This is a genomic window from Vibrio gazogenes (assembly GCF_002196515.1).
GTDB classification, from domain to species: Bacteria; Pseudomonadota; Gammaproteobacteria; order Enterobacterales; family Vibrionaceae; genus Vibrio; species Vibrio gazogenes_A.
Genome location: NZ_CP018835.1, coordinates 3,202,016 through 3,225,576 on the forward strand (window position 1 = coordinate 3,202,016; position 23,561 = coordinate 3,225,576).

Sequence of the window (23,561 nt, forward strand, 5' to 3'; positions counted from 1 at the left end):
TTGCCTATAACCGGGATATTATTCTTCTTGTCTTTCTTATTATACGACTGGATCGTACCGGTCGATTTAGCGTCTCGCTCTCTGAGTCAAACGGTTCTCGCTGAGGATGGTTCTGTTTTACGGAACTTTGCCGATGAGAACGGCGTCTGGCGCTTTTCTGTGACATTAGATGACGTCTCCCCCAATTATCTCACCGCGCTGATCACCTACGAAGACCAATATTTTTACGACCATCCGGGTATCAATGTCTTTGCGCTCATGCGTGCCGCATGGCAATGGATAAGCACAGGACAAATTGTGTCCGGTGGTTCAACGCTAACCATGCAAGTGGCTCGTATCCGCTATCCTGAGCCCAGGACGGTATGGGGAAAGTTCAAGGAAATCATCCGCGCGCTGCAATTAGAGTGGCATTTTAGTAAAGCCGACATCCTCACTTATTATCTGAATCATGCCCCTTTTGGTGGTACTTATGAAGGGGTTCAAGCGGCCTCTTTAGGTTATTTTGGTCATTCGGTGAAGCAGTTGACGGACGCCCAAGCCGCTTTGTTGGCCGTTTTGCCACAAGCTCCCAGTGATTACCGGCCGGACAGACATCCCGTACGTGCCCGACAAGCGCGGGACAAATTAATGCATCGTTTGGTCACGCAGCATGCATGGTCGCAAGAAAGGTTAGACGATGCGTTAATCGAAGGCATTACGAACACCACCAAAGCGAGCTATCAATCTGCGCCGTTACTCGCCCGCAGGCTCGTCACACACAGCCAAGCGCCTCAGATTCAAACCTTTATTCATGCGCAGTGGCAGAGTCAGGTCAGTAACCTGCTCAGAAATTATGTTCATGGCATCGGACAGAACGTTTCCGCAGCGGCTTTGGTGGTCGAAAATGAGACGGGTCAGGTCAAAGTCTACGCTGGATCAGCCGACTTCAATGACCGCAGCCGTTTTGCTTATGTGGATATGGTGCAAGCCACTCGCTCCCCGGGCTCAACCCTCAAACCTTTTGTTTATGGCATGGCGTTGGATGCAGGCTTGATACACAGTGAAAGCTTATTAATGGATGTGCCCCTCAAATTTGGAGATTATCAACCCGACAATTTCAACGGTGGATTCAGCGGCCCCGTATCCGTATCACATGCCTTACAACAAAGCCTGAATGTTCCAGCAGTTCAGGTGTTGGAGCAGTTAAAGCCGATTTATTTTTTCTTAAAGATGAAAAAAGCAGGCATAGCATTAGAACTACCGAAGGGGGCAAAGCCTAACCTAGCCATTGCGCTCGGTGGGGTGGGGGCAGATTTAGAAGATTTAGTCTCTGCATACACCAGTCTGGGAAATCAAGGACAAGCGCAGCATCTGCGCTTTAGCACGACAGACAAACCCACACAGCAACCCCTTTTAAGTGACGGCGCTGCTTGGGTGATCCGAAAAATACTGTTAGATAAGCCGAATGCAGTGGCAGGTCTGGCGGTAAAGACCGGCACCAGCTATGGCTTCCGGGATGCTTGGGCCATCGGGGTTAGCCAGCATTACACTATCGGGGTATGGATTGGCAGACCCGATGGCGTGCCGATGCCCGGCCATTACGGGCAAGTCACCGCTGTACCGTTAATCAACACAATTTATCAACGCCTCAATGACCAACGCCCAATTCCTTTGATGCCTGACAGCGTCTCTCAAGTCGATATCTGTTGGCCTCAGGGGAACATGGTTAAATCAGGCTGTGAGGAGCGCCATCACGCTTATATTGTTGACGGCACGATCCCGAAGACTTGGTACAATATCGTTGAGCGGCAACAACCATTCGATCAATCCGAATTTAATTTCTGGCAAGCGACTGACTCCAAGTTGCGTGTTAATATTCGCTGTCAGATCAAGGCACAGCGTCACAAGGTGACGGTTTGGCCTGCACCGTTAGATCATTGGCTCAAGCCCGAACAACGCAGAGCTGCCCGCATTCCAAGCTGGGACCCGAGATGCCAGTTGACAGGCAACATTATTCGCCAATCTGCCGTGCATATCCATGGGCTCGCGAATCAGGATGCGTTCCAGTTACCACAACAGCAAAGCCAAGAGATCACAATCTCCGCTGAGGGTGGTGAAGCCCCTTATTACTGGCTTTTAAACGGTGTTTTATTATCGAATCAGCAAAGCAAGATCACATTGAAAGACTTGAAAACTGGTCATTATCAACTCACGTTAATTGATCAGGCAGGCTCAAGAGACCAAGTTGAGTTTTCGGTGCTGCGCTACTCATCTGAGTGAAAAGCATGCTTTACTCGATGCGGTTTCACGATAACCAACCGACAAAGCTTGTGATGACAGACATTTCAGTCATACATATATGACTGGCATCGTGTGGGAGATGACTCGATATTTTTTAATCAAGTATGAAAAAAATCATACTTTTGGAACGAAAAACAGTAAATTAATAGCATATGAACCAATTCATGCTTCAATGCGTGAGCCTCAGGAATACATCCGATATGAATCAAGAGCAACCCAATAATCCGTTGCACGGTCTGACTTTAGAAAAGATCCTCGTACGTTTACAAGCGCACTATGGTTGGGAAGGATTAGATGCAAAAATTCAAATTAACTGTTTCTACAATAACCCATCAATCAAGTCGTCATTGAAATTTTTGCGTAGAACGCAGTGGGCAAGAGAAAAGGTTGAAGCTTTGTATGTCGAGACCTTTTGCCAATAAGAAAACGTCCTGAGCGATAAATGCTGCCCAGAGGGTTCATCTGAACAAAATTCAACCATGAAAGATCAACAACCCCTAAACATGAAATGAGTTTTTAACAAACGGAGGCGTCAGTTAATGGAATTACATACAATCTTACTATTCGTAGTTGCATGTTTATCAATCAATTTAATACCGGGACCGGATGTCATTTATATCGTGTCCAACACCATGAAAGGTAAAATGGTTGGGGGAATGAAAGCGGCACTGGGTTTAGGTGTTGGCTATTTTGTGCATACGTTCGCTGCGGTTTTCGGTTTGTCAGCCATTATCATGAGTTCGGCACTGGCATTCAGCATCATTAAGTGGCTGGGGGCTATCTATCTGCTGTATTTGGGATTTTGCTCTCTCAGAGCGATGTGGCGGGGCGGTTCGGTATTCACTGCAGCATCACATGTTCAGGCTCACGGGAACGTCTTTAAGCAAGGTATCATTGTCAGTGTACTCAATCCGAAAGTGGCGTTGTTTTTCTTGTCTTTTCTGCCGCAGTTTATTGATACCTCTGCAAACTCAGCCAATATGCAATTATTCATCTTGGGATTGTGTTTTAGTGGATTGGCGACATTGTGCAATATGATTTATGCGTTTGTCGGTAGTTGGTTACTGAAAAGTGCCAAAGCCAACCGTTATTCACGGATCATTGAGGGATTTTCCGGCGCTTTGCTGATTGGTTTGGCAGGAAAAATCGTATTTAGTAAACAGTAAAGTTGGGCGGATAAGCAGAACGAAACAATGGAGTCAAAATGAATTTTAGTGCGATCAATTTTAAAGATAAATTCTCGAAATTTTCTGAACACTGGTCTCCGCGTGTTGTGGCGGAAATGAACGATTATCAATTTAAGTTAGTCAAGGTTGAAGGTGAGTTTGTTTGGCATGATCACCCGGATACCGATGAAGTCTTTATCGTATTGGACGGTATCCTGAATATCGAATTCCGGGAGGGTGTCGTGACCTTAAATCCAGGAGAAATGTTTGTTATTCCGAAAGGTGTTGAGCATCGGCCTGTTGCAGCAAGTGAATGCAAGATCATGATTGTTGAGCCTAAAGGCGTCGTGAATACCGGTGATTCAGAGAGTGAGTTGACGGCTGAGAATGATGTCTGGGTGTAATTGTATGCGAGCAAGTCAATGATGTTGGGCGCTACCTGTTGACTGGGTTCATATTGAAGGAAAGATGATGACAAAAGTAGGATTTTTTATCCGTTTTACGGCCGCCTATCTCGTGATTATGGCGATCGCGGGTGTATCAGCGAGTCTTCTGGGGATGGCGAATGCGAGCAATTTGAATACACCGATATTGCTCGGTATCTCGTATTGGGTTTTCTACAGCTATACCAATAAGAACCAACGTATCATTGAGAAACAAGAGAAGTGGCATTTGATTTTACTGGCCCTGCTTGGCGATGTAATGACGACGATCTTATTAGGTACGCCAACGATGTTGGCCAATCATATTCCCCTTAATTTTTTATGGGTTGGTTTATTGATCACTATTCCATTGCATTTCTTGCTTTTTCTCGCAGTCAATTTTGGCGTCAAAAAGATGATGCTTAAACAGAATCCTAAGCTGGCAAACCATGAACAAGCGTCATGATCGTTCATTGTGCTGATGAACTGCATTGACGTTAGTTGAGGACATGAGTATCAAGATCAGAAAAGCAGCCATCAGTGATGCGAAGGCCATTAGTGAGTTGATTGTACCGTTAACAGAAAAGTATGTTTGCCCAACTTTTGACGCATCTGTCCGGCATATTTTGTTGGATTCGATGTCGGAGGCGAACATGGAGACTTATTTGTCTGCTAATTATTTCTATGTTGTTGCGGTTAATCGGAATGACGATGTGGTTGGTGTGGCCGGCATCCGGGATCATTCACACCTGTATCATCTCTTTGTCGATGATAACCATCAAGGTCAGGGGCTTTCGCGTCAGTTATGGCATGTGGTCAAACAAGCATCGCTCGACAACGGTAATCGGGGATATTTTACGGTGAATTCTGCGGTGAACGCAGAAAGTGTCTATTTACGTTTTGGTTTTAAACGGATTGATGGGATCAGGAATAGAAACGGGATGGTGGATATTCCGATGGCATTGGACAGGGTTGATGAATCATGATGATGTATCGGATCGGTTTCGAGCGCCTTATCTGACCATCAACTGAATCGGTCGCAATAAACACAAGGAAATTTAGTGACAAAATTTGCAGTGTTATCTGATATTCATAGCAATGTTTTTGCCCTTGACGCGGTGGTTAATCATGCCAAATCACAGGGCGTGACCCAGTTTATCAATCTTGGGGATATTTTGTATGGACCGATTGCGCCCAAAGAGACTTATCAATATTTGTTAACGTTGGATGCGATAACCATATCGGGGAATCAGGATCGACAGATCTATCAGGCCACTCCAGAAGAAATTGAATCAAATCCCACCATGGCATTCATACTCGATGAGTTGGGTCAAGCCCCGCTGGAATGGATGAAACAGTTACCATTTGATTTACAGATCACCAATGACATTTATGCGTGTCATGGGACGCCAACGAGCGATCTGGTTTATTTATTAGACAATATTGAATCAGGGAAACCTGAAGTCAGGGCGGATCAGGAAATCATAGCATTATTGGGGGGCATCTCATCCCCAATGATTCTTTGTGGTCATACCCATATGCCAAGATGTGTTGAACTATCGACCGGTCAAATGGTGATTAATCCCGGTAGCGTCGGATTGCAAGCGTATCGCGATGAAGCGCCTGTGGTACATGCCATGCAAAACTATTCGTCTCAAGCATCCTATGTCATCTTGTCCAAACATGTTGGCGGTGAGACAAAATGTGGTGATGAGTGGGATATTGCGTTTCATCGGGTTAGTTACGATGTGTCGCAAGCTATCGATGCGGCTCAGCAACGGGGTCGCACAGACTGGGTTCAATGTTTACGCACCGGACGATGCTGATAATTAGTGTTTTCAGGAGAGAATATGGATGTTTTACTGTATAGCGCTAAGGGTTCCAATTGTTCGGAAAGAGTGCAGTGGGTACTTAACTTTAAGCGGATTCCTTATCAAAGGATTGAAGTGAGTTCACAAGAGTTGGGGTCGACTTATCTCACAGTGAATCCGTTTGGTTATGTGCCGTCACTATCGGTAGATGGCTTGGTGTTTTCTGAATCAATGGCGATTGCCGAGTATCTTGAAGAGCGGTTTACCGATATTCCTTTACTCGGTAACAATCTCAATGAAAAGACGCATATCCGTCGGGTTTGTGAATATGTAAATGGCAGTATTCATTCACCTCAAAACAAAACGGTACTTAAATTTTTTCGCCCTGAGCTTGATGAAAGTTCGAAACGGCAATTGCGGGGTGAGTGGATTATGCATTGTCTCGGTAAGTTAAGTTCGTCGATTTGTCACGACTCGGGGTATGTTATTGGTCACAATTTCAGTCTTGCGGATATCTTTGTCGCGTCAATTTATAAAAAAGCACGACAACATGGTGCTGCTGAAGACGCATTTTATCATCAGCATCTCATGTTTATTCGCAGTAATGCTCGGGTAGCGGAGGCTGAGCCACCAGAAGATAAGTCTCATGAATGACGCTATCAGGGTGTGATGCGGGGTGTGATGGTGCCGATGGTATCCGATGTGGACGGGAACAGGCCGTGGGCGGAACAGACAATGGGATGGCATCAATAAAGGGAGACACATGATGTCTCCCTTTATCATTATGGCGCATGAATGCTCAATTAAATTTTGAAGCGGGTAACCAGTTGATTCAGTTGTTCCGCCAGTCGTGCAATTTCCCCACTGGATTGACGGGTTTCATCTGAGGCAACTGCATTTTCTTCAGCGATTTGACGCACATTGACGATGTTTTCGTTGATACTTTCAGCAACGGTGCTCTGTTGCTCAGAAGCGCTGGCAATTTGCATGTTCATGTCATTGATGACGCCAATGGCATGAATAATGGTTTGTAACGTTTCATTGGTTTCATCGGCCTGTTCAACACATGACATCGCTTGTTTTTTCCCTTGATCCATGGCGTTGACGGTGCTCTGTGTCCCTTGTTGGAGCTGTTCAATAATGTTCTGGATCTCTTGGGTAGAATCCTGCGTTCTGGATGCCAGCGAGCGAACTTCGTCGGCAACGACTGCGAATCCCCGGCCTTGTTCTCCGGCTCGGGCTGCTTCTATTGCTGCGTTCAGCGCAAGAAGGTTGGTTTGTTCGGCAATCCCTCTGATGACGTCCAGAATGGTACTGATATTGTGGACTTCTTGCTCTACTTCGCTGAGTTTTTCCGAAGACTGGGTAACACTTTCCGAGAGCGAATGGATAGCCGCGATAGTTCGCTTCACAACACCTGCGCCTGATTCAGCCTCCTGATTGGCTTGATCTGCCGCACTGGCTGCCTGAGATGCGCTGTTGGCAACATCATGAACGGTCACGGTCATCTCATTCATGGCAGTTGCAACCATTTCCGTTTCTGATTCTTGCCTGATAATACTCTGACTGCTTTGTTCGGTGACGGTTGCCAGCTCAGTGGATGCCGAGGCAAGTTCGGTACTGGCACCTGAAATAGTGGTAATCATCTGTTTCAGGTTGACCGCCGTATTTTGAATGGCAGCAAGTAGTAACCCGGTTTCGTCTTTACTGGTTTTGCCGACATCAACGGTTAGATCACCTTCTGCCAGTTGGTTGGCTGCTTGCACGGCTTTATGAACCGGTTTGGTAATAACAAGAGTCAGTAAGTAGGAGGCGGCAATCCCTAACAAAATGGCCAGCACGGACAGAAGTATAGTGATTTCGATACTTCTGTTGGTACTGTCTTTTAACTGGGGACCAAGCGTATCCTGCTCTTGCATCACTAACTGTGTGACTTTCTCAACATCAGTCGCAATCTGAGGACCGAGTTCATCCAGTGTGTTGGTAATCATCCGATTGGTTTGTGAGATCAGATTGTTGATATCACGCATATCTTTCAGATAGTCTTGATGTGCTTTCAGGAACGTGTTGAGTCGTGTTTGCTGCGATGTTCCTTGCAGATCTTGCTTCAGGGTCGACAGTTCATCCTGTAGTCCTTGATCCATATTGGTGATCGCGGTGGCGAAATCTTTCTCTTCACTGCTCTGAAGATATTTGACGACGAACAGACGTCCAACGAGCATTGCTCGCTGCGCTTGACTCGCATTATAGGTGAGTGCAGCATTGCCTTCTTGATAGGCTGAGTTGATGATTTGGGCAATAGACTCGCGCATTGTTTGACCATAGGTACCGAGTTGTTCTTCAAGTCCATTACGTTGTCTGACTAATTCAACAACTTGATTAAAGGTCGTATTGTAAGTGTTAATGGACTGACCCACTTGATCAATCAGGTCTTTTCTTTCCGGTGAGTGAACAGACTGTTTTGCCTCATTCAAAAAATCTTTCATCTTGGCAAGATATTTTTGATAGCTTGTGATGTCGTCAGTGTTTCTGGTGATCAGAAAATCTTTGACATTCATGCGAACCATCAGCATGTTCGTTTGTAATCGGCTTGAAAGGTTTGTCTCCCTGGCTAAGTTTCTGTATTTATTGATCCCGTCACTCACTGATTGTAATGCGAAGATACTCGCCCCTAAAACAATCGATAGTAAAATCAGTACGACAGCGAACCCTGAGCCAATTTTCAAACCTAGCCTTAAATCCCTAAACATATTTTTCACCTATTCATCTGTTTTGATAATTATTTTTGACGTTATTTTGGCAATGAAATACGTGCCAGAGAGCGACAAAATGCAGTGCTCATGATATCAGAGTAGTACACAAATTATAGACTATTGGTAACTCGTCAGAGTAGTGAAATGAGTTGGACTGAAAATTTGGAAAAGAGCGGCCATGCGTATCGAGGCGGCAATATTTGAGCATAAGATATAATGATAATAGATTGAAATTGTGACGTTTTTCGCTGATGATGCGAGGCTCATCATATCTATGACATGACGACAAGAATAGCCTGATGGTATGATGTTTACTATTGATTTAAAGAATAATATCACTTCAAACACAACAAGTTACGGAATGATTCATCATGACAATTCATCGAGTGAAAAAAGGTATGCGTCGGTTATTGACCGGTTTGGTCATTGGTACAGCTGCTTTCTCTGCTACGACGGTATTCGCAACCACCTCCACGATTGAGGGTATTTTAAAATCAGGTGAGTTGAAATTTTGTTTTGAAGCTGGGTATGTACCATTTGAGATGACCAGTAAAGATGGGCGGTTTATCGGGTTTGATATTGATATTGCGAAGCATATGGCCCATTCGATCAATGTTAAATTTGTGCCGGTTAATACTGCATGGGATGGGATTATTCCGGCATTACAGACTGGCAAGTGTGATTTTATCGGAGGGATGACGGTGACGCCGAAACGCAATCTGAAAGTGTCCTTTGCCGATGCTTATATGCAGATTGGACAGACGGTTTTACTGTCACCGAAGCTGGCAGGAAAGATTCACAGTTATCGTGATTTGAATGACGCCAAATATACCGTCACAACCCAGATGGGAACAACCGGTGCTCAGGCTGCGAAGAAGTATTTGTCAAAAGCAAACGTTGATCTTTATGACACCTCAGCCGATGCAGTGTTGCAGGTTGCTAATGGCCGGGCCGATGCTTTTGTCTACGATTTACCTTATAACGCAATGTATGCTGCACAGCATCCCAAACAGGTCGTTCATCTTGATGATGCATTCACTTTCGAACCTCTGGGCTGGGCAGTGCGTCAGGGTGACGCTGAATTTGTTAACTTCCTGAATAATTATTTAAAACAGATCCGGGGTGACGGGACTTATGAGCGGATTTACGCCAAATGGTTTCAATCTGACAGATGGATGAAAAGCATCCAGTGATTGAATGCTGTCAGTAAATACTTGATAAAAACACCGATTACTTCGGTGTTTTTTTATCCATCAATTTTGCTGTTAGTCAGTTGTGCTGCGAATCAGTATCTTGAATCAGCAGTTGGCTTTTTCATGTTCAAGTAGCCAGCGTTTGCGTTCCAGCCCTCCGGCATAACCGACCAGTTTGCCATTCTTGCCAATGACGCGATGGCACGGAATGATAATGGCAATGCGGTTATGCCCGTTGGCTGAAGCAACTGCTCGGACTGCGGTGGGTTTATGAATCGCTTCCGCTTGCTGTTGGTAAGACGCTGTCGAACCATATTCTATCTGCTGTAGAGCTTGCCACACCTGTTTCTGGAATGGGGTTCCCGGTGAGTGAATGCTCACGTTAAATTGTTTGCGTGTCCCGGCAAAATACTCGGTCATCTCTTGTTTAGCCTGACGAATATGCTCATTTTCGCCATTGATGATGGTGGCTTTCAGCAAGCGCTGTAAATCCCGGAATTCGGTTTCCAGCATGAGCCGTTCGACAAACTCCAGTAAACAGATGCCTTCATCGGTTGCACAGACGAACATCGGGCCTAATGGTGTGGTAAAGCGGTTGATCAAGATGACTTGACTGTTGGCACTTTGGTTTGGTGATTTTCCCATAACTTTCTTAAACGTATATCCGAATCCACTCAAGGATTCATATCCCATGTCGTAGGCTGTGTCCATGAGTTTCTTTCCTTCTTTGAGCTCGACCAGCGCATTATTGATGCGATACATTCGCTGGAAGGTGTGAAAAGTGATGCCATAGTATTTTTTAAACCAGCGGCGCACCATTTCCGGTTGTATCTGGTGTTGTCGCAGACAACTGTCAGAGATTTTTTCTTTCGGGTGTTGGCGAACCAATGCTATAGCCTGAGCAACGGGTGAGGGTGCTTCACTGGCATTTTCTGTCGGTTTACAAATTTTGCAGGGACGAAAACCCGCATCCAGTGCCGCTTTTAATGTGGGATAAAAATCAACGTTTTCTTTTTTCGGTTTTCTGGCTCGGCATGTGGCAATGCAGAAGATGGATGTGGTTTTGACACCGGCATAAAAAGTCCCGACATAACTCGGATCTTTTTCCACCAGCGCTTGATAATAACGATTGATCTGTTGCGGATTGGTAATCGGTTGTCCAGCTTTCTGCATGGGAAACATTCTTCTGTCGTACTGAATGACCATACGATACATGCAGAAAAAGTTGGGTGACAACCAATAAATTGACAACTATTTTTTCGCCGGCTTCTGGTTGTTGACCGTTTCTGTCCCGTCTTTGCATCGCTGTCTATAAGATCTGACGAAACGTCAGACTAATCCGCTGCCCGGTAACCTTTTTACTTTTGTTGATTCCATGTCGCCAGTAGTGCTGAATTGGCCCTTCCATGACCAGCAGTGAACCATCTGTGGGCGTGATGGTGAACCGGTCTTCACCGTTCCGGTGTCTGAATTGTAAGGGTCTGGCTGTGCCGAAGGTAAGCATTGCGACAACGGGGTTCTTGCCTAATTCGGGTTCATTATCAGCGTGCATCCCCATATTGTGTTGTCCGTGTTGATACCAGTTCCCCAGCACGGAGTTAAATGAATGCTCTGAAGCCGCTTCTACAATGGTTTTGAGTTGGTTGAGTAACGGTGGCCATGGGGTTGGCGGTAAGCGAACTTGAGAATACGTATAGGCTTTATCACCGTACCAACACTGAAGTCTGGGCGTTTGGTAATGGCGACCAAATAAGTAGACATCGCCCTGATACCAGTTCAGTGAACTTTTTAGTGTGTGTGACAGTGCATCCGTCTCTGTGAGGAACCGATCAATATAGCGCAGTCTGCCATCCTGCAACGCAATGATTTCAGGATTCTGGTTGGAAACGATCATGGCGGATAAATTCATTGATTTGTGAGGCAAGTGTTTGTGAATACAGCATCGTTGTATGTGCATAACCAATTTCAAGATGATCGGTCATACCAGCGATTTTGGTTTCTTCCACAGTAATCGTGCCATCCGATGCTGTGTCATTGCCGAATAGCATTGGCCGAATCCCAAAAGCTAGGTTGCCAGCGATGCTGCCGAGTTTCTGGGGAAAGCGCCATTCGTCTTGGTGTTGCTGCAACCCATGATGGGGGGCATTACCGAGGATCATACCGAATCCCATCGCCTGAATCTTGTTAATAATCGAAGCGCCCTGAAGGGGAGAACCAAGTGTCACGACATGAGAAATTTGAGTCGGGGGTGGTTGACGGGAGGCAAGATAGTTTTTGATCATCAACCCCCCGAGGCTATGGCCGACCAGAATATTGGTCTGGGCTTCATCGAGTGCTGCATCGATGTGACTAAATAGCTTTTCATCATCGATAGCAACGGTATTGTAGCTGAGAACTTCCGTGGTATAACCGAGCTGATTTAATTGTTGTCGCAGCGGTTGCAGCGCGATGCCATGCATATACAGGCCATGGAGGAGGATGATTTTCATAGAGTCTTTCATGTCAGATTTCCTAAAGACTGAACTGCATCGTATGGAACAATCGGATGATATGCAATGTTGATTTCAATGGTGTTGAATATCATACCCAGTCGTTCTGAATTGTATCAGTTCCTGTTGCATTCAATCGTTAGTATAACGTGTTATGCATCTGCCATGATGTGTTGAAGCAGGTTATTTTCGTGGAGTGCCCGCTTCATTAATGCATAGCCCCCAATCGTGTCCTGTTGTTGAAAACGGGCTTGTTCAAGGCGTAAATCCCCGGCAAAGCTGGGAAGAGTCTGTCGCTGAATTTGTTCCAACAGTAGGGGAAATAGTATCGGGGCGGTCTGAATCATCTCTCCGGCAAACAGAATTTTTTCCGGATTGAATACATTCACCAGCATCCCCAACACGCGACCGAGATATTGGGCGGCTTGCTCGATAATATGTGTTGCGACGCCATCGCCCTGAATCGCGGCGTGGCAGAGGCGTTCGATGGTGAGATTGTCCGCAGTCAAGACACTTTGATGACCGCGTTGTAGTAGCGTTTGTGTTTGCTTGAGCAGCGCTTGATTCGAAACGACCGTCTCAAGACAACCAAAGCTGCCACAGTGGCAGCGTTGTCCGAATGGATCGATCTGAATATGCCCAATCTCGCCAATCGGGCGGTGTTTGCCCAAAAGTAATTGCCCGTCGGTGATAATCCCGGCACCGACGCCATGATGAATACTGATCAGGATGAAGTCATGGCAGTGTTTCGCTTTTCCCAGATAGTATTCCGAGAGTGCCCGGGCTCGAATGTCATTACCGATATAGATGGGTAATGCCAGATCTTCAAGTGCTGAGGATAACTTAAGGCCGGCAATTTTATGGTTGGGAGAATAATGGATCATCCCTGAGGTTGGATCGACCAAACCCGCCATGGTCACTGCAATGGCAATCAGACGATATGTCGCATACCGAGTTTGGATTTGACAGATCTCATGGCGGAGCGTGTCAACGATACCTTGTGTATCGTGAGACTCAATCGGTGTTTGCTGAACATGATGAACCTGACCGGATAAGTCCATCAGACTTGCCTGAATCATATCCCGGCCCAACCGACAGGATATAAAGTAGAAATCTCGCTGATTGGTGGTCAGCGAGATTGCCGGACGCCCACCGGTTGAAGCTTGTTGTTCAACCTCAGTAATAAGATTGTGGGACAGTAGCTGACGCGTGATATTGGTGACACTGGCAGGCGCCAGTGCACTCTGTTGAGCAATTCGGACGCGGGAAATCGGCCCTTCTTGGTCGATCAGCTGATAGACCAGTGCCGCATTGACCTGTTTGAGTTGCTCGTGATTTGTCACTTGTCTGCTACGTTTGACCATTTAGGGCATGTCCTTTGTCCACTCGCCATTGACCAGCGTATTGATGACCTGATAAGCGGGATCAAGAATGGTCAGGTTGGCAATCATGCCGGGACGAATCGCACCAAGCAGGTGATCCATTTTGATCGCTCGGGCCGGGTAGAGCGTTGCCATTCGGAACGCTTCTTCCTGTGGAATTTCGGCCTGTTCAATCAGTAGACGAACCCCTTCATTCATCGTGAGTGCTGAGCCACCCAGTGTGCCATCCTGATCGACACACTGGCCATCACGGATAAACACAGGGGTGCCACAAAAATCAAACTCTGTCATCCCTGTCGGCGGCGTTGCAGCGGCGGTTGCATCCGTTACCAGACAAAGCCGCTCACCCATGACTTTCTTGGCGGTGCGGATGTTTGCCCAATGGACATGGTAACCATCAGCGATAATACCGGCATACACATCATTGCGATCAAAGACGGCACCGACGACACCGGGAGAACGGCCGTTCTCCATTGAGGTCATGGCATTATACAGATGCGTTGCAAAACTCGCGCCCTGTTCAAACGCTTGACTGGCTTGATCATAGGTTGCTGCCGTATGACCAACACTGACGACAATTCCTGCTTTGTGCAGTTGTCTCAGGTGTTCGCTGTGATTCATCTCTGGTGCGAGTGTGACTTTTTTTAGCCATGGCGCTTGCTCAGCCAACCAGTTGATCATGTCATTGTCGGGCTGGCGCAGTTGCTGGAGCGGATGAATGCCTTTACGCACAGGGTTCGTGTAAGGCCCTTCAAGATGCATCCCCAACACCTGGTGTTGATATTGGGTCATATACTGGCGTGTTGTCTCAACGGCTTGACGAATCACATTGTCACTGTCACTGATTAAAGTCGGCAGAAAGCTGGTTGTACCGGTCTTCAGATTGGTGAGATGCATGTGTTCGAGCGTTTCCACCGTCGGGGCGCTATTGAACATGACGCCACCGCAGCCGTTCAACTGCAAATCGATAAAACCGGGAGACAAGATATGGCCATGCAAATCGAAACGAGGGATATCTTCAGACAGTTCTGACATCGGGACTAAAGCGTGAATTTTCCCTTTGCTGATAACAACCGCCGTATCCAGTAACTTTTCATCGCCTGTCAGAATCTCACCGTGACATAGTGCGAACATTTACTTTTTTCCTCCAAATTGCTCAATCTCAGCCGCTTCAAGTTGCTGAAAATAACGTAATGTTTTGACTTTCAGCTCCATCGCAGCTGGCTCATCACAGATCAGAATACTCCGGGGATGCATCTGCAAAGCAGAGATGGTCCACAAATGATTGACTGCGCCTTCGACACCAGCCTGTACGGCCAATGCTTTGTTCGGGCCTGTGGCAAGAATCAAAACTTCTTTGGCATCCAATAATGTGCCGACTCCGACGGTAAGCGCCATCTTCGGTACCTGATTGATATCGTTTTCGAAGAAACGGGCATTATCAATGAGCGTTTCTTGAGTCAGGGTCTTGATTCGGGTTCTGGATGCCAGAGACGAGGCAGGCTCATTAAATGCAATATGTCCGTCACTCCCAACACCGCCAAAGAAGAGATGAATACCGCCGAACTGCTTAATCGTCGCTTCATAGGCCTGACATTCTGCCTCTAAATCAGGTGCCATGCCATTTAAAATGTGAATATTTTTCTTTTGGATATCCACATGATTGAAAAAGTTTTCAAACATAAAGTAATGATAACTTTGAGGATGTTCTGGCGAAAGTCCGACATATTCATCCATATTGAAAGTCACGACATGTTCAAAACTGACGTCACCCGCCTGATACAGCTGGATCAGAGCGTGATAGGTTGTGAGTGGCGTACTGCCGGTGGGCAAGCCTAACACAAAAGGCCGCTCAGCGGTTGGTTGAAACGCTTTGATTTTTTCAGCGATGTAGTGTGCGGTCCATTGACCAACTTGTTGCTTATCTTTTAAAGGTAATAAACGCATTTTTCTCTCCATGCATCATACTGACACTTTGATTCACTATAGTGATGGTGTGTTCGCTGGTTCATTACATCGGTCCTGACCGTGCACAACCTCGGGAAATCACCATCTGAGATGATCAAAGTAAAGTGAACTTAATTCATATATTGAATAAACTTTTCTGTTTGTGCAAATAAAATGTCGTATTGCTTTACAAAATTATCAATTATGTGACATATATATTAGGTCTTAGTTTACTGGATGAATTAAGATGTGTGTGTAATGTACGAATCATGTGATGGAGGGTGCAATGAACGTACTGGGGTATCTACAAAAACTTGGCAAGGCAATTATGTTGCCGATTGCTATCTTACCGGTGGCCGCAATTCTATTAAGGCTCGGACAACCGGATATGCTGAATATTGCTTTTATGGCTCAGGCTGGGGGCGCAATTTTTGGTCAATTACCTTTGCTGTTTGCGATTGGGATTGCGGTTGGATTGTCTCGCGGAGATGCCGGTGCAGCCGGTTTAGCCGGGGCCGTTGGGTATTTGGTCCTGACGGAAGCCGCTAAAACCATCAATGCTGATATCAATATGTCTTTCTTTGGCGGTATCGTGGCTGGGGTAGTTGCCGGTCATGCGTATAACCGTTTTCATCAAACCAACTTGCCAGCGTATCTTGCTTTTTTCGGTGGGAAGCGATTAGTACCGATTATGACAGGTCTGATTACACTTGTTTTGGCAGGTATCAGCGGTGTGGTTTGGCCTGCAATTCAAAATGGTATTGATACGTTTGGTCATACTGTGGCGCATTCTGGTGCATGGGGTGAATTTGTTTATGGGACATTAAACCGTGCTCTGATCCCGGTCGGATTACATCATGTTTTGAACTCCATTTTCTGGTTCGGATTGGGTGAATGTACCAAAGTCACTTACGAGTTGGCTGGTGGACTGCACAACTTATGTCTTGCACCTGAAGTGGCAAAAACACTGAGTGTTGGCGGTGCGATTTCAACCATTGACGGTAGTGTGATTCAGAGTATTGCGGCTGAAACCACGCGTGGCGATCTCAATCGTTTCTTTGCCGGTGATCCATCGGCCGGGGTATTTATGGCCGGCTACTTCCCAATCATGATGTTTGGTCTGCCCGGTGCTGCGTTTGCGATGTACATGGCTGCACCGAAAAGTCGTCGTCCGCAAGTGGGCGGGATTTTGCTGTCTGTGGGGTTAACCGCATTTTTAACCGGGGTGACTGAGCCGCTTGAATTCCTGTTTATGTTCCTCGCTCCGGTACTGTATATCATTCATGCGATACTCACCGGGATCTCACTTGTTGTGACCAACTATCTGGGAATTCTCGATGGTTTCGGTTTCTCCGCTGGTCTGTTTGACTTTGTGATCAACTGGGGGCTGGCAACGAAACCCGGACTCTTGTTGGTGGTCGGGTTGTGCTTCAGTGTGATTTATTTCTGTATCTTTTACTTTGCTATTCGTTGGTTTGATATTCCGACTCCGGGCCGAGAAAAAGAAGAAGGGCCAGTCCGTCAGTCCGGGGTGTCTGAAAATATTCAGACATTGGCTGATGAATATCTCCAAGCCTTGGGTGGCAAGGATAACCTGAAGCAAATTGATGCATGTATTACGCGTTTACGCCTTTCTGTGAACGACATGGCGCAGATTGATGAAGTCAAAATTAAAGCACTGGGTGCCAGTGGTATCGTCAAACTGAACCGAACCGATTTGCAGGTTGTGTTAGGCGCGAAGGCTGAATTGGTCGCCAATGCGATGAAAGGTGATACCGAATAGAATATCACTGATATTCTGACTCAGTGCCAATACCTGATAGCGATGGTGTTAAGCTGAGAGCAATCAAAAGAGCGTGCAATTTTGCACGCTCTTTTTTATGCCGAATGAATCGGCCGATGGGGTGACCTGTACACGCGCAATGCATGAAATAACCTAGCAAACCAGTCAGGTAATTGGTAAGGTTGACAGAGATAGATTGAAACGGGAACACCTTATGTCTCTTTGGCAACAATTACCGATTAGCCACCGTTATGCAGCACTGCCGCAAAGCTTTTACACTCGGGTGATGCCGACCCCGGTGGATAATCCGCGCTGGGTGACCTGGAATGCCCCTTTAGCTGCCAGTTTTGGTCTGGATGAGACGCCTGATGATATCTGGCAACAGATCTTTTCCGCAGGCTCGATGCCGGATTATTTCCAACCACTGGCAATGAAGTATGCGGGGCATCAGTTTGGTGTCTATAACCCGGCATTGGGGGATGGGCGAGGATTGTTATTCGGAGCGATTGCGGATCAGCAAGGGCGTTGGTTTGATGTTCATCTTAAAGGCGCGGGTCAAACACCTTACTCGCGGATGGGGGATGGCCGGGCTGTATTACGTTCTACGATTCGTGAATATCTTTGTAGTGAAGCAATGGCTGCGCTGGGGAATCAAACAACCCGGGCGCTGGGGATGATGGTCAGCGATACACCGGTGTATCGAGAACGGGTTGAGCAGGGGGCTTTGCTGATTCGTCTGGCAGAAACCCATATTCGCTTCGGCCATTTTGAACACTTTTTCTATACCGAGCAGTATGATGACTTGCGCTTGTTGGCAGACAAAGTCATTGAGTGGCATTTCCCGGAACTTGAATCTTCATCAGACGCACCGCGGGAGCAGGTCTATCTGGCGATGTTCGAGCAGATCGTTAAACGGACTGCCGAGATGATCGCTTTCTGGCAAGCTTACGGCTTTGCACACGGGGTGATGAATACCGATAACATGTCGATTCTCGGCCAGACTTTTGATTACGGGCCATTTGCGTTTCTGGATGATTATGATCCCCATTTTATCTGTAATCATTCCGATTATCAGGGGCGTTATGCATTTGATATGCAACCGGGAATTGGTTGGTGGAACCTGACTGCACTGGCGCAGGCATTGACGCCATTGGTTGAGAAAGATGAACTGGAAGCTGCGTTGCAGACGTATACCGTGCAACTCAATCAGGAATATAGCCGCTTGATGCGTAGCAAACTTGGATTACAACAGCGCCGGGACGGAGACAGTGATCTGTGTGATGCACTGCTCAAACTCATGGCAGAAAACCGGGTTGACTATACGCTGTTTTTCCGGCGACTCTCATCTTTGGAGCAACAACCATCTGAATGTGTCACCACACTATTTGAGAACCAAGCGGCGGCACAGCAGTGGCTACAACAGTACCTTGCACGTTGTGAACAAGAAACTGATTCGACGGGGCAGGTGCGGACTGTTGCCCAGCGTTGCCAGTTGATGCGTCAGGTGAATCCCAAATATATTCTTCGTAACTATCTTGCCCAGCAAGTGATTGATGCCGCAGAACAAGGTGATTTTCAACCGTTAGAGCAATTGATTTCGGTGTTAAGGGCTCCTTATGATGAGCTGCCGCAGCATGAACATTATGCGGAGTTACCCCCCGCATGGGGAAAATGTCTCGAAATCAGTTGTTCATCATAATACGGCTATCGACCTGTTCATGGTGGTCAACAAGGATTGATTGGCCAGTAACATCTATTCGTTATCCCGTTATCCGCGGGATAACGCCCACTTCTGCTTGACCTCGATGTGTCATTTATGACCCATTGATGCGTTTGGGATGGAGGGATTCCCACCCATTCTTGACTGAAGTGACATGTCGATGTTGTGCGATTTTTCAATAGTGTTGATCTTAAGTTGCTGTTGTTATTAATTTGTTTCATTTGTTTCTGATAGTTGGCTTATTAATTGCCTTGTTGTCAATAACGTGAATACCAAGCAGGTGTTCTGTTTCGATAACAAGGAGAAAAAGATGTTCAAGCCTTTCACATTACTGACTGTATCGATACTCGCTGCGACCAGCTTCAATGCCGCTGCTTCCGAAGGCTGTGATCCGGGTGAAACCGTGATTAAATTCAGCCATGTCACCAATACAGACAAACACCCGAAAGGGATTGCTGCGGCTTTGCTTGCCAAGCGAGTCAATCAAGAGATGGATGGCAAAGTTTGTATGGAAGTTTTTCCAAACTCCACCCTGTATGATGATAACAAAGTCTTGGAAGCCCTTTTAAATGGCGATGTTCAACTCGCAGCTCCTTCTCTTTCCAAGTTTGAAAAATTCACCAAAAAATACCGTATTTTCGATCTGCCATTTTTGTTTGACGACGTTGCAGCAGTTGACCGTTTTCAGAATTCTGCTGCCGGAGATAAGCTGAAAAATGCGATGAAGCGCCGTGGATTACAGGGGCTGGCGTTTTGGCATAATGGGATGAAACAGTTGTCGGCCAACAAGCCGCTGATTTATCCAAAAGATGCGAAAGGGCTGAAATTCCGTGTTCAGGCTTCAGATGTGTTGGTTGCTCAATTTGAACAGCTGGGTGCTAATCCACAGAAAATGTCGTTCAAAGAAGTATACGGTGGTTTACAGACCGGGGTTATCGATGGTCAGGAAAATACCTGGTCCAACATTTACGGTAAGAAATTCTTCGAAGTACAAGATGGTATTACTGAAACCAACCACGGCATCCTGGATTACCTCGTTGTGACATCCACGAAATTCTGGGACAACCTTCCTGATGATGTGCGGAATCAGTTTGCACAGATTCTCAAGGAAGTCACAGCAACCCGAAATGCAGAGTCAACGAAAGTCAACCTGACCAACCGTCAGAACATCATCGATGCCGGTGGTGTTGTGCGGACACTGACCCCAGCTCAGCGTGAACAGTGGGTTGATGCGTTGAAACCTGTCTGGAAAAAGTTCGAGAAAAATATCGGTCATGATCTGATCGAAGACGCACTCGCAGCAAATCAGAAGTAACTGTCGTAGTCACGCTATAAACATGTGCCCCACAACACAAGCGTGGGGCACCTTGATGATAACAATGAGAGCGAAGATAGTTATGGAACATTCTTTCTTTTCTAAAGTCGGTCGTTTTACAGATTCGGTTGAAGAATTTTTGATCGCATTCTTTTTAGGAACGATGACATTACTGACGTTTATCAATGTCATATGTCGCTATATCTTTAATGACAACATATTGTGGGCCCTTGAACTGACGGTCTTTATGTTTGCCTGGATGGTACTGGTCGGTGCTTCTTATGGGGTAAAAAAGCACTTTCACATTGGTGTTGATGTGATCATCAATATTGCACCGGCAGGGTTAAAGAGAACCTTCGCCGTGATGTCCGCAATTGCCTGTTTGAGCTTTGCCATCCTGCTGTTAATTGGGTCATGGAATTATTGGCATCCGTTTGTTGCCGAACGGGCTTGGTATGAAACCGATGATATTCCGATGCCGGGGTTTCTCCAGTTTTTAGCCGATTGGCTCAATGAAGGGGAAGCTTACGAGAAACTACCACGATTTATTCCGTACATGGCGCTGCCTATCGGGATGGGGCTATTAACATTGCGATTCGTGCAAGCCGCTTACCAGATTTTGACGGGCAAAATTGATCGTTTGATTGCTTCACATGAAGGGGAAGATGATCTGGAAACTCTCAAAGCAGAATTGCAGCAAAGCGCTGATGTGGATTCTGAAAAATCGACGCAGTCATCGGATCGGAAGGAGTAATCTTCATGGCCGTTTTATTTCTCTTTTTAATGGTGATTGCCCTGATGCTCATCGGTGTGCCGATCGCTGTCTCACTGGGTTTATCCAGTATTGTGTTCCTGATGATGCATTCTGATGCATCGCTGGCCTCGGTGGCACAAACACTATTTAATGCTTTTGCGGGCCACTATACATTGTTGGCGATTCCGTTCTTTATTCTTGCATCTAGTTTTATGTCAACCGGGGGGGTTGCGAAACGGATCATCCGTTTTGCGATTGCGCTGGTTGGCTGGTTCCGTGGTGGTCTTGCGATTGCGTCCGTCATGGCTTGTATGATGTTTGCTGCGCTGTCAGGCTCTTCTCCTGCAACGGTGGTTGCTATCGGGAGTATTGTTATTGCCGGGATGGTAAAAAACGGCTACTCCAAAGGGTTTGCTGCCGGAGTGATTTGTAATGCCGGGACTCTGGGTATTTTAATCCCGCCATCCATTGTCATGGTGGTCTATGCTGCGGCAACCGATGTCTCTGTTGGACGGATGTTCCTTGGTGGGGTTATTCCCGGTTTACTCGCCGGTGCGATGTTGATGGTTGCCATTTATATTGCGGCCCGGGTTAAGAACCTGCCGAAACAACCTTTCGTTGGTTGGGGGGAGCTGATGTCTGCCGGACGAGACGCGATTTGGGGACTATTCTTAATCGTCATCATCTTAGGCGGTATCTATGGGGGGATTTTCACTCCGACTGAAGCGGCTGCGGTGGCTGCGGTTTATGCTTTCCTGATTGCCAACTTTGTCTATAAAGATATGGGACCGTTCGCTGACTCTGAAAATCGACTACCGGGCGTGGTCAAAGTTTTTCAGGCATTTGTTCATCCGGATACGAAGAAAACGCTGTGTGACGCGGGTCGGTTGACGATCATGCTGTTGTTTATCATTGCCAATGCTTTGATTCTGAAACATGTTCTCACTGAAGAACAGGTACCGCAGATGATCGCAAATTCAATGCTTTCTGCCGGTTTGGGGCCAATCACTTTCCTGATTGTCGTCAACCTGTTACTGCTGATTGGCGGACAGTTTATGGAACCGTCAGGTCTGTTGATTATTGTTGCGCCGCTAGTCTTCCCGATTGCGATTCAACTTGGGATTGACCCGATTCATCTCGGGATCATTATGGTGGTGAATATGGAAATTGGGATGATAACGCCGCCTGTCGGTCTGAACCTGTTTGTGACAGCCGGAGTGGCTCGCATGTCGATGCTCAACGTTGTTAAAGCTGCGTTGCCTTGGGTAGCGATTATGTTCCTGTTCCTGTTAATTGTGACTTATGTGCCATGGGTTTCAACATGGTTGCCGACCACACTGATGGGACCGGAGATCATCACTAAATAAATAGTTACTAAATAATCATCACTAAACCAATCACTATAAAGACATGTACCAATATCCCCGCAGCCTCAATATCAGCACGATGTTGTGAATTGAGGTTAGTCGGGGAGTTGTTCGATGATGTCGATTCGCTTGCTTTTTTATCGATCTCTCGCACCTTCGGATGGGCGCTAAGAAATTTCTCACCGATACATCACATGTCAATGTAAGGTCCCGTCCCGATAAGGGTAAAGCGCAACCGGGGCGTGCCCACCGACTTCTCCTCAGGTCTATTCTGAACCAGTGCAAGACTGGCTGTGTCGTTTTTATCGCGTTGATCTCCTACACTGAACGAACTGCAGAAAAATAGTCGCCCAAGAAAACTGGCTTAAGGCAGGCAATTCTTCTGAACAGTCAGGTAATTAACTGGCAAAATGGTGAAAATATTGACCCGTTTCGCAACGATGAAAACGACTGACGATGCTGTGGGTTGAAGTATGATATCTGTTTCTTAGAAGGTGGGAGATATGCCTTGCTAGTTAATCGTAATTCGTTACAATGAATCCCAAGGTTAATAAGAGAAGAATGTCTATGAATTTCGTATTAAAAAATGATGAAAATGATAAGGCCAATGATGAACGGAGCTCTGGTTCAATGGTAGAGGAAAAACTCATAGCGTCTCGTTCTATTTTCATTTCTGGTGAAATTGACCAGAAGCTGGCTCAAAAAGTTTCAACTCAGTTACTGGTGTTGCAGGAAATCAGCGATGAGCCGATTTATTTGTATATCAATAGCCAAGGCGGACATGTAGAAGCTGGCGATACTATCCATGACATGATTAAATTTATCAAACCGGAAGTTATCGTGATTGGAACCGGATGGGTTGCCAGTGCCGGAGTGACTATCTACATTGCCGCGAAAAAAGAAAACCGTGTCTGTTTGCCGAACACCCGTTTTATGATCCACCAACCATTGGGTCAGGTGCGTGGTAAAGTCTCAGATATTCAAATTGAAGCGGATGAGATCTTACGTATGCGTAGCCGGGTCAATCAGATGATCAGTGAAGCAACCGGACAGCCTTATGAACAGGTTGAGAAAGATACCGATTATAACTTCTGGATGAGTCCTGAAGAGGCGGTTAAGTATGGATTGGTCAGTCGGGTCGTGAGTAATATCAGAGAACTGCAGGATTAATCTGGAAAC

22 protein-coding genes and 1 pseudogene are annotated in these 23,561 nt (G+C 46.4%); 15 read left to right on the forward strand and 8 right to left on the reverse strand.

From position 1 onward, the window contains the following. Window positions 1-27: 27 nt before the first annotated feature. The 8 genes from pbpC (at window position 28) to BSQ33_RS14650 (ending at window position 6,333) form a co-directional block, all read left to right on the forward strand. Window positions 28-2,259 carry a penicillin-binding protein 1C gene (gene pbpC / locus BSQ33_RS14615; protein WP_198298113.1) on the forward strand — a complete coding sequence of 744 codons (2,232 nt, stop codon included), beginning with the start codon at window positions 28-30 and terminating at the stop codon, window positions 2,257-2,259. A gap of 221 nt (window positions 2,260-2,480) precedes the next feature. After that, on the forward strand, window positions 2,481-2,702 hold the full coding sequence (locus BSQ33_RS14620) for a VF530 family DNA-binding protein (RefSeq protein WP_021020049.1): 222 nt from the start codon (window positions 2,481-2,483) through the stop codon (window positions 2,700-2,702). Between the two features lie 117 nt (window positions 2,703-2,819). Continuing rightward, a complete protein-coding gene (locus BSQ33_RS14625; RefSeq protein ID WP_021020050.1) occupies window positions 2,820-3,446 on the forward strand; it encodes a LysE family translocator in 627 nt (208 codons plus the stop codon). A 38-nt stretch (window positions 3,447-3,484) separates the two neighbouring features. Continuing rightward, on the forward strand, window positions 3,485-3,850 hold the full coding sequence (locus tag BSQ33_RS14630) for a cupin domain-containing protein (protein WP_088134400.1): 366 nt from the start codon (window positions 3,485-3,487) through the stop codon (window positions 3,848-3,850). Window positions 3,851-3,914: 64 nt separating this feature from the next. Beyond that, window positions 3,915-4,334 (forward strand): ABZJ_00895 family protein, encoded by a 420-nt coding sequence (locus tag BSQ33_RS14635; protein ID WP_141650680.1) that lies wholly within the window; start codon window positions 3,915-3,917, stop codon window positions 4,332-4,334. Between the two features lie 43 nt (window positions 4,335-4,377). Then, complete coding sequence (locus tag BSQ33_RS14640) at window positions 4,378-4,854, forward strand: GNAT family N-acetyltransferase (protein WP_088134401.1); 477 nt, start codon at window positions 4,378-4,380, stop codon at window positions 4,852-4,854. 75 nt (window positions 4,855-4,929) lie between these two features. Then, the gene (locus BSQ33_RS14645; protein ID WP_088134402.1) at window positions 4,930-5,694 is read left to right on the forward strand and encodes a metallophosphoesterase family protein; all 765 of its coding nucleotides are present in this window, start codon (window positions 4,930-4,932) and stop codon (window positions 5,692-5,694) included. 24 nt (window positions 5,695-5,718) lie between these two features. Beyond that, window positions 5,719-6,333 carry a glutathione S-transferase family protein gene (locus tag BSQ33_RS14650; RefSeq protein WP_088134403.1) on the forward strand — a complete coding sequence of 205 codons (615 nt, stop codon included), beginning with the start codon at window positions 5,719-5,721 and terminating at the stop codon, window positions 6,331-6,333. Between the two features lie 149 nt (window positions 6,334-6,482). Here the strand turns inward: BSQ33_RS14650 and BSQ33_RS14655 are convergent, their stop codons facing one another. Then, window positions 6,483-8,429 (reverse strand): HAMP domain-containing methyl-accepting chemotaxis protein, encoded by a 1,947-nt coding sequence (locus tag BSQ33_RS14655; RefSeq protein ID WP_088134404.1) that lies wholly within the window; start codon window positions 8,427-8,429, stop codon window positions 6,483-6,485. Window positions 8,430-8,830: 401 nt separating this feature from the next. Here BSQ33_RS14655 and BSQ33_RS14660 point away from each other — a divergent pair, with 401 nt between their 5' ends. Then, on the forward strand, window positions 8,831-9,625 hold the full coding sequence (locus BSQ33_RS14660) for a transporter substrate-binding domain-containing protein (protein ID WP_088134603.1): 795 nt from the start codon (window positions 8,831-8,833) through the stop codon (window positions 9,623-9,625). A gap of 105 nt (window positions 9,626-9,730) precedes the next feature. Here BSQ33_RS14660 and BSQ33_RS22245 read toward each other — a convergent pair whose 3' ends face one another. From BSQ33_RS22245 to nagB, 7 genes and pseudogenes are all read right to left on the reverse strand, one after another. Next, entirely contained in the window at window positions 9,731-10,270 is a 540-nt protein-coding gene (locus BSQ33_RS22245) for a methylated-DNA--[protein]-cysteine S-methyltransferase (RefSeq protein ID WP_420070635.1), read from the reverse strand. Between the two features lie 39 nt (window positions 10,271-10,309). Further along, window positions 10,310-10,840, reverse strand: a pseudogene (locus BSQ33_RS22250) (bifunctional transcriptional activator/DNA repair enzyme AdaA); the annotation flags it as partial. A gap of 94 nt (window positions 10,841-10,934) precedes the next feature. Next, complete coding sequence (locus tag BSQ33_RS14670) at window positions 10,935-11,519, reverse strand: alpha-ketoglutarate-dependent dioxygenase AlkB family protein (RefSeq protein WP_157721406.1); 585 nt, start codon at window positions 11,517-11,519, stop codon at window positions 10,935-10,937. Further along, the gene (locus BSQ33_RS14675; protein ID WP_027694155.1) at window positions 11,494-12,114 is read right to left on the reverse strand and encodes an esterase/lipase family protein; all 621 of its coding nucleotides are present in this window, start codon (window positions 12,112-12,114) and stop codon (window positions 11,494-11,496) included. The genes BSQ33_RS14670 and BSQ33_RS14675 overlap by 26 nt, the downstream gene beginning before the upstream one ends. 152 nt (window positions 12,115-12,266) lie before the next feature. Next, on the reverse strand, window positions 12,267-13,478 hold the full coding sequence (locus tag BSQ33_RS14680; protein ID WP_021020059.1) for an ROK family protein: 1,212 nt from the start codon (window positions 13,476-13,478) through the stop codon (window positions 12,267-12,269). After that, window positions 13,479-14,630, reverse strand: coding sequence for an N-acetylglucosamine-6-phosphate deacetylase (gene nagA, locus BSQ33_RS14685; protein ID WP_088134407.1), 1,152 nt, complete (start codon window positions 14,628-14,630; stop codon window positions 13,479-13,481). It lies immediately after the preceding gene. Beyond that, window positions 14,631-15,443, reverse strand: a complete 813-nt coding sequence (nagB, locus tag BSQ33_RS14690) for a glucosamine-6-phosphate deaminase (protein WP_088134408.1) — start codon at window positions 15,441-15,443, stop codon at window positions 14,631-14,633. It lies immediately after the preceding gene. Between the two features lie 286 nt (window positions 15,444-15,729). Between nagB and nagE the strand changes: the two genes are divergently transcribed. The 6 genes from nagE to BSQ33_RS14720 all read left to right on the forward strand — a co-directional run bounded on the left by nagE (window position 15,730) and on the right by BSQ33_RS14720 (window position 23,552). After that, window positions 15,730-17,226, forward strand: a complete 1,497-nt coding sequence (nagE, locus tag BSQ33_RS14695) for an N-acetylglucosamine-specific PTS transporter subunit IIBC (protein ID WP_088134409.1) — start codon at window positions 15,730-15,732, stop codon at window positions 17,224-17,226. Window positions 17,227-17,440: 214 nt separating this feature from the next. Next, a complete protein-coding gene (locus BSQ33_RS14700; protein ID WP_088134410.1) occupies window positions 17,441-18,925 on the forward strand; it encodes a protein adenylyltransferase SelO in 1,485 nt (494 codons plus the stop codon). Window positions 18,926-19,256: 331 nt separating this feature from the next. Beyond that, entirely contained in the window at window positions 19,257-20,261 is a 1,005-nt protein-coding gene (locus BSQ33_RS14705; RefSeq protein WP_021020065.1) for a TRAP transporter substrate-binding protein, read from the forward strand. A gap of 82 nt (window positions 20,262-20,343) precedes the next feature. Then, window positions 20,344-21,015: a TRAP transporter small permease gene (locus BSQ33_RS14710; protein WP_088134411.1), complete on the forward strand. Its 672-nt coding sequence runs from the start codon at window positions 20,344-20,346 to the stop codon at window positions 21,013-21,015. A gap of 5 nt (window positions 21,016-21,020) precedes the next feature. Next, window positions 21,021-22,382: a TRAP transporter large permease gene (locus BSQ33_RS14715; RefSeq protein ID WP_021020067.1), complete on the forward strand. Its 1,362-nt coding sequence runs from the start codon at window positions 21,021-21,023 to the stop codon at window positions 22,380-22,382. Between the two features lie 567 nt (window positions 22,383-22,949). Beyond that, entirely contained in the window at window positions 22,950-23,552 is a 603-nt protein-coding gene (locus tag BSQ33_RS14720) for an ATP-dependent Clp protease proteolytic subunit (protein WP_021020068.1), read from the forward strand. The last annotated feature ends 9 nt before the right edge of the window (window positions 23,553-23,561 follow it).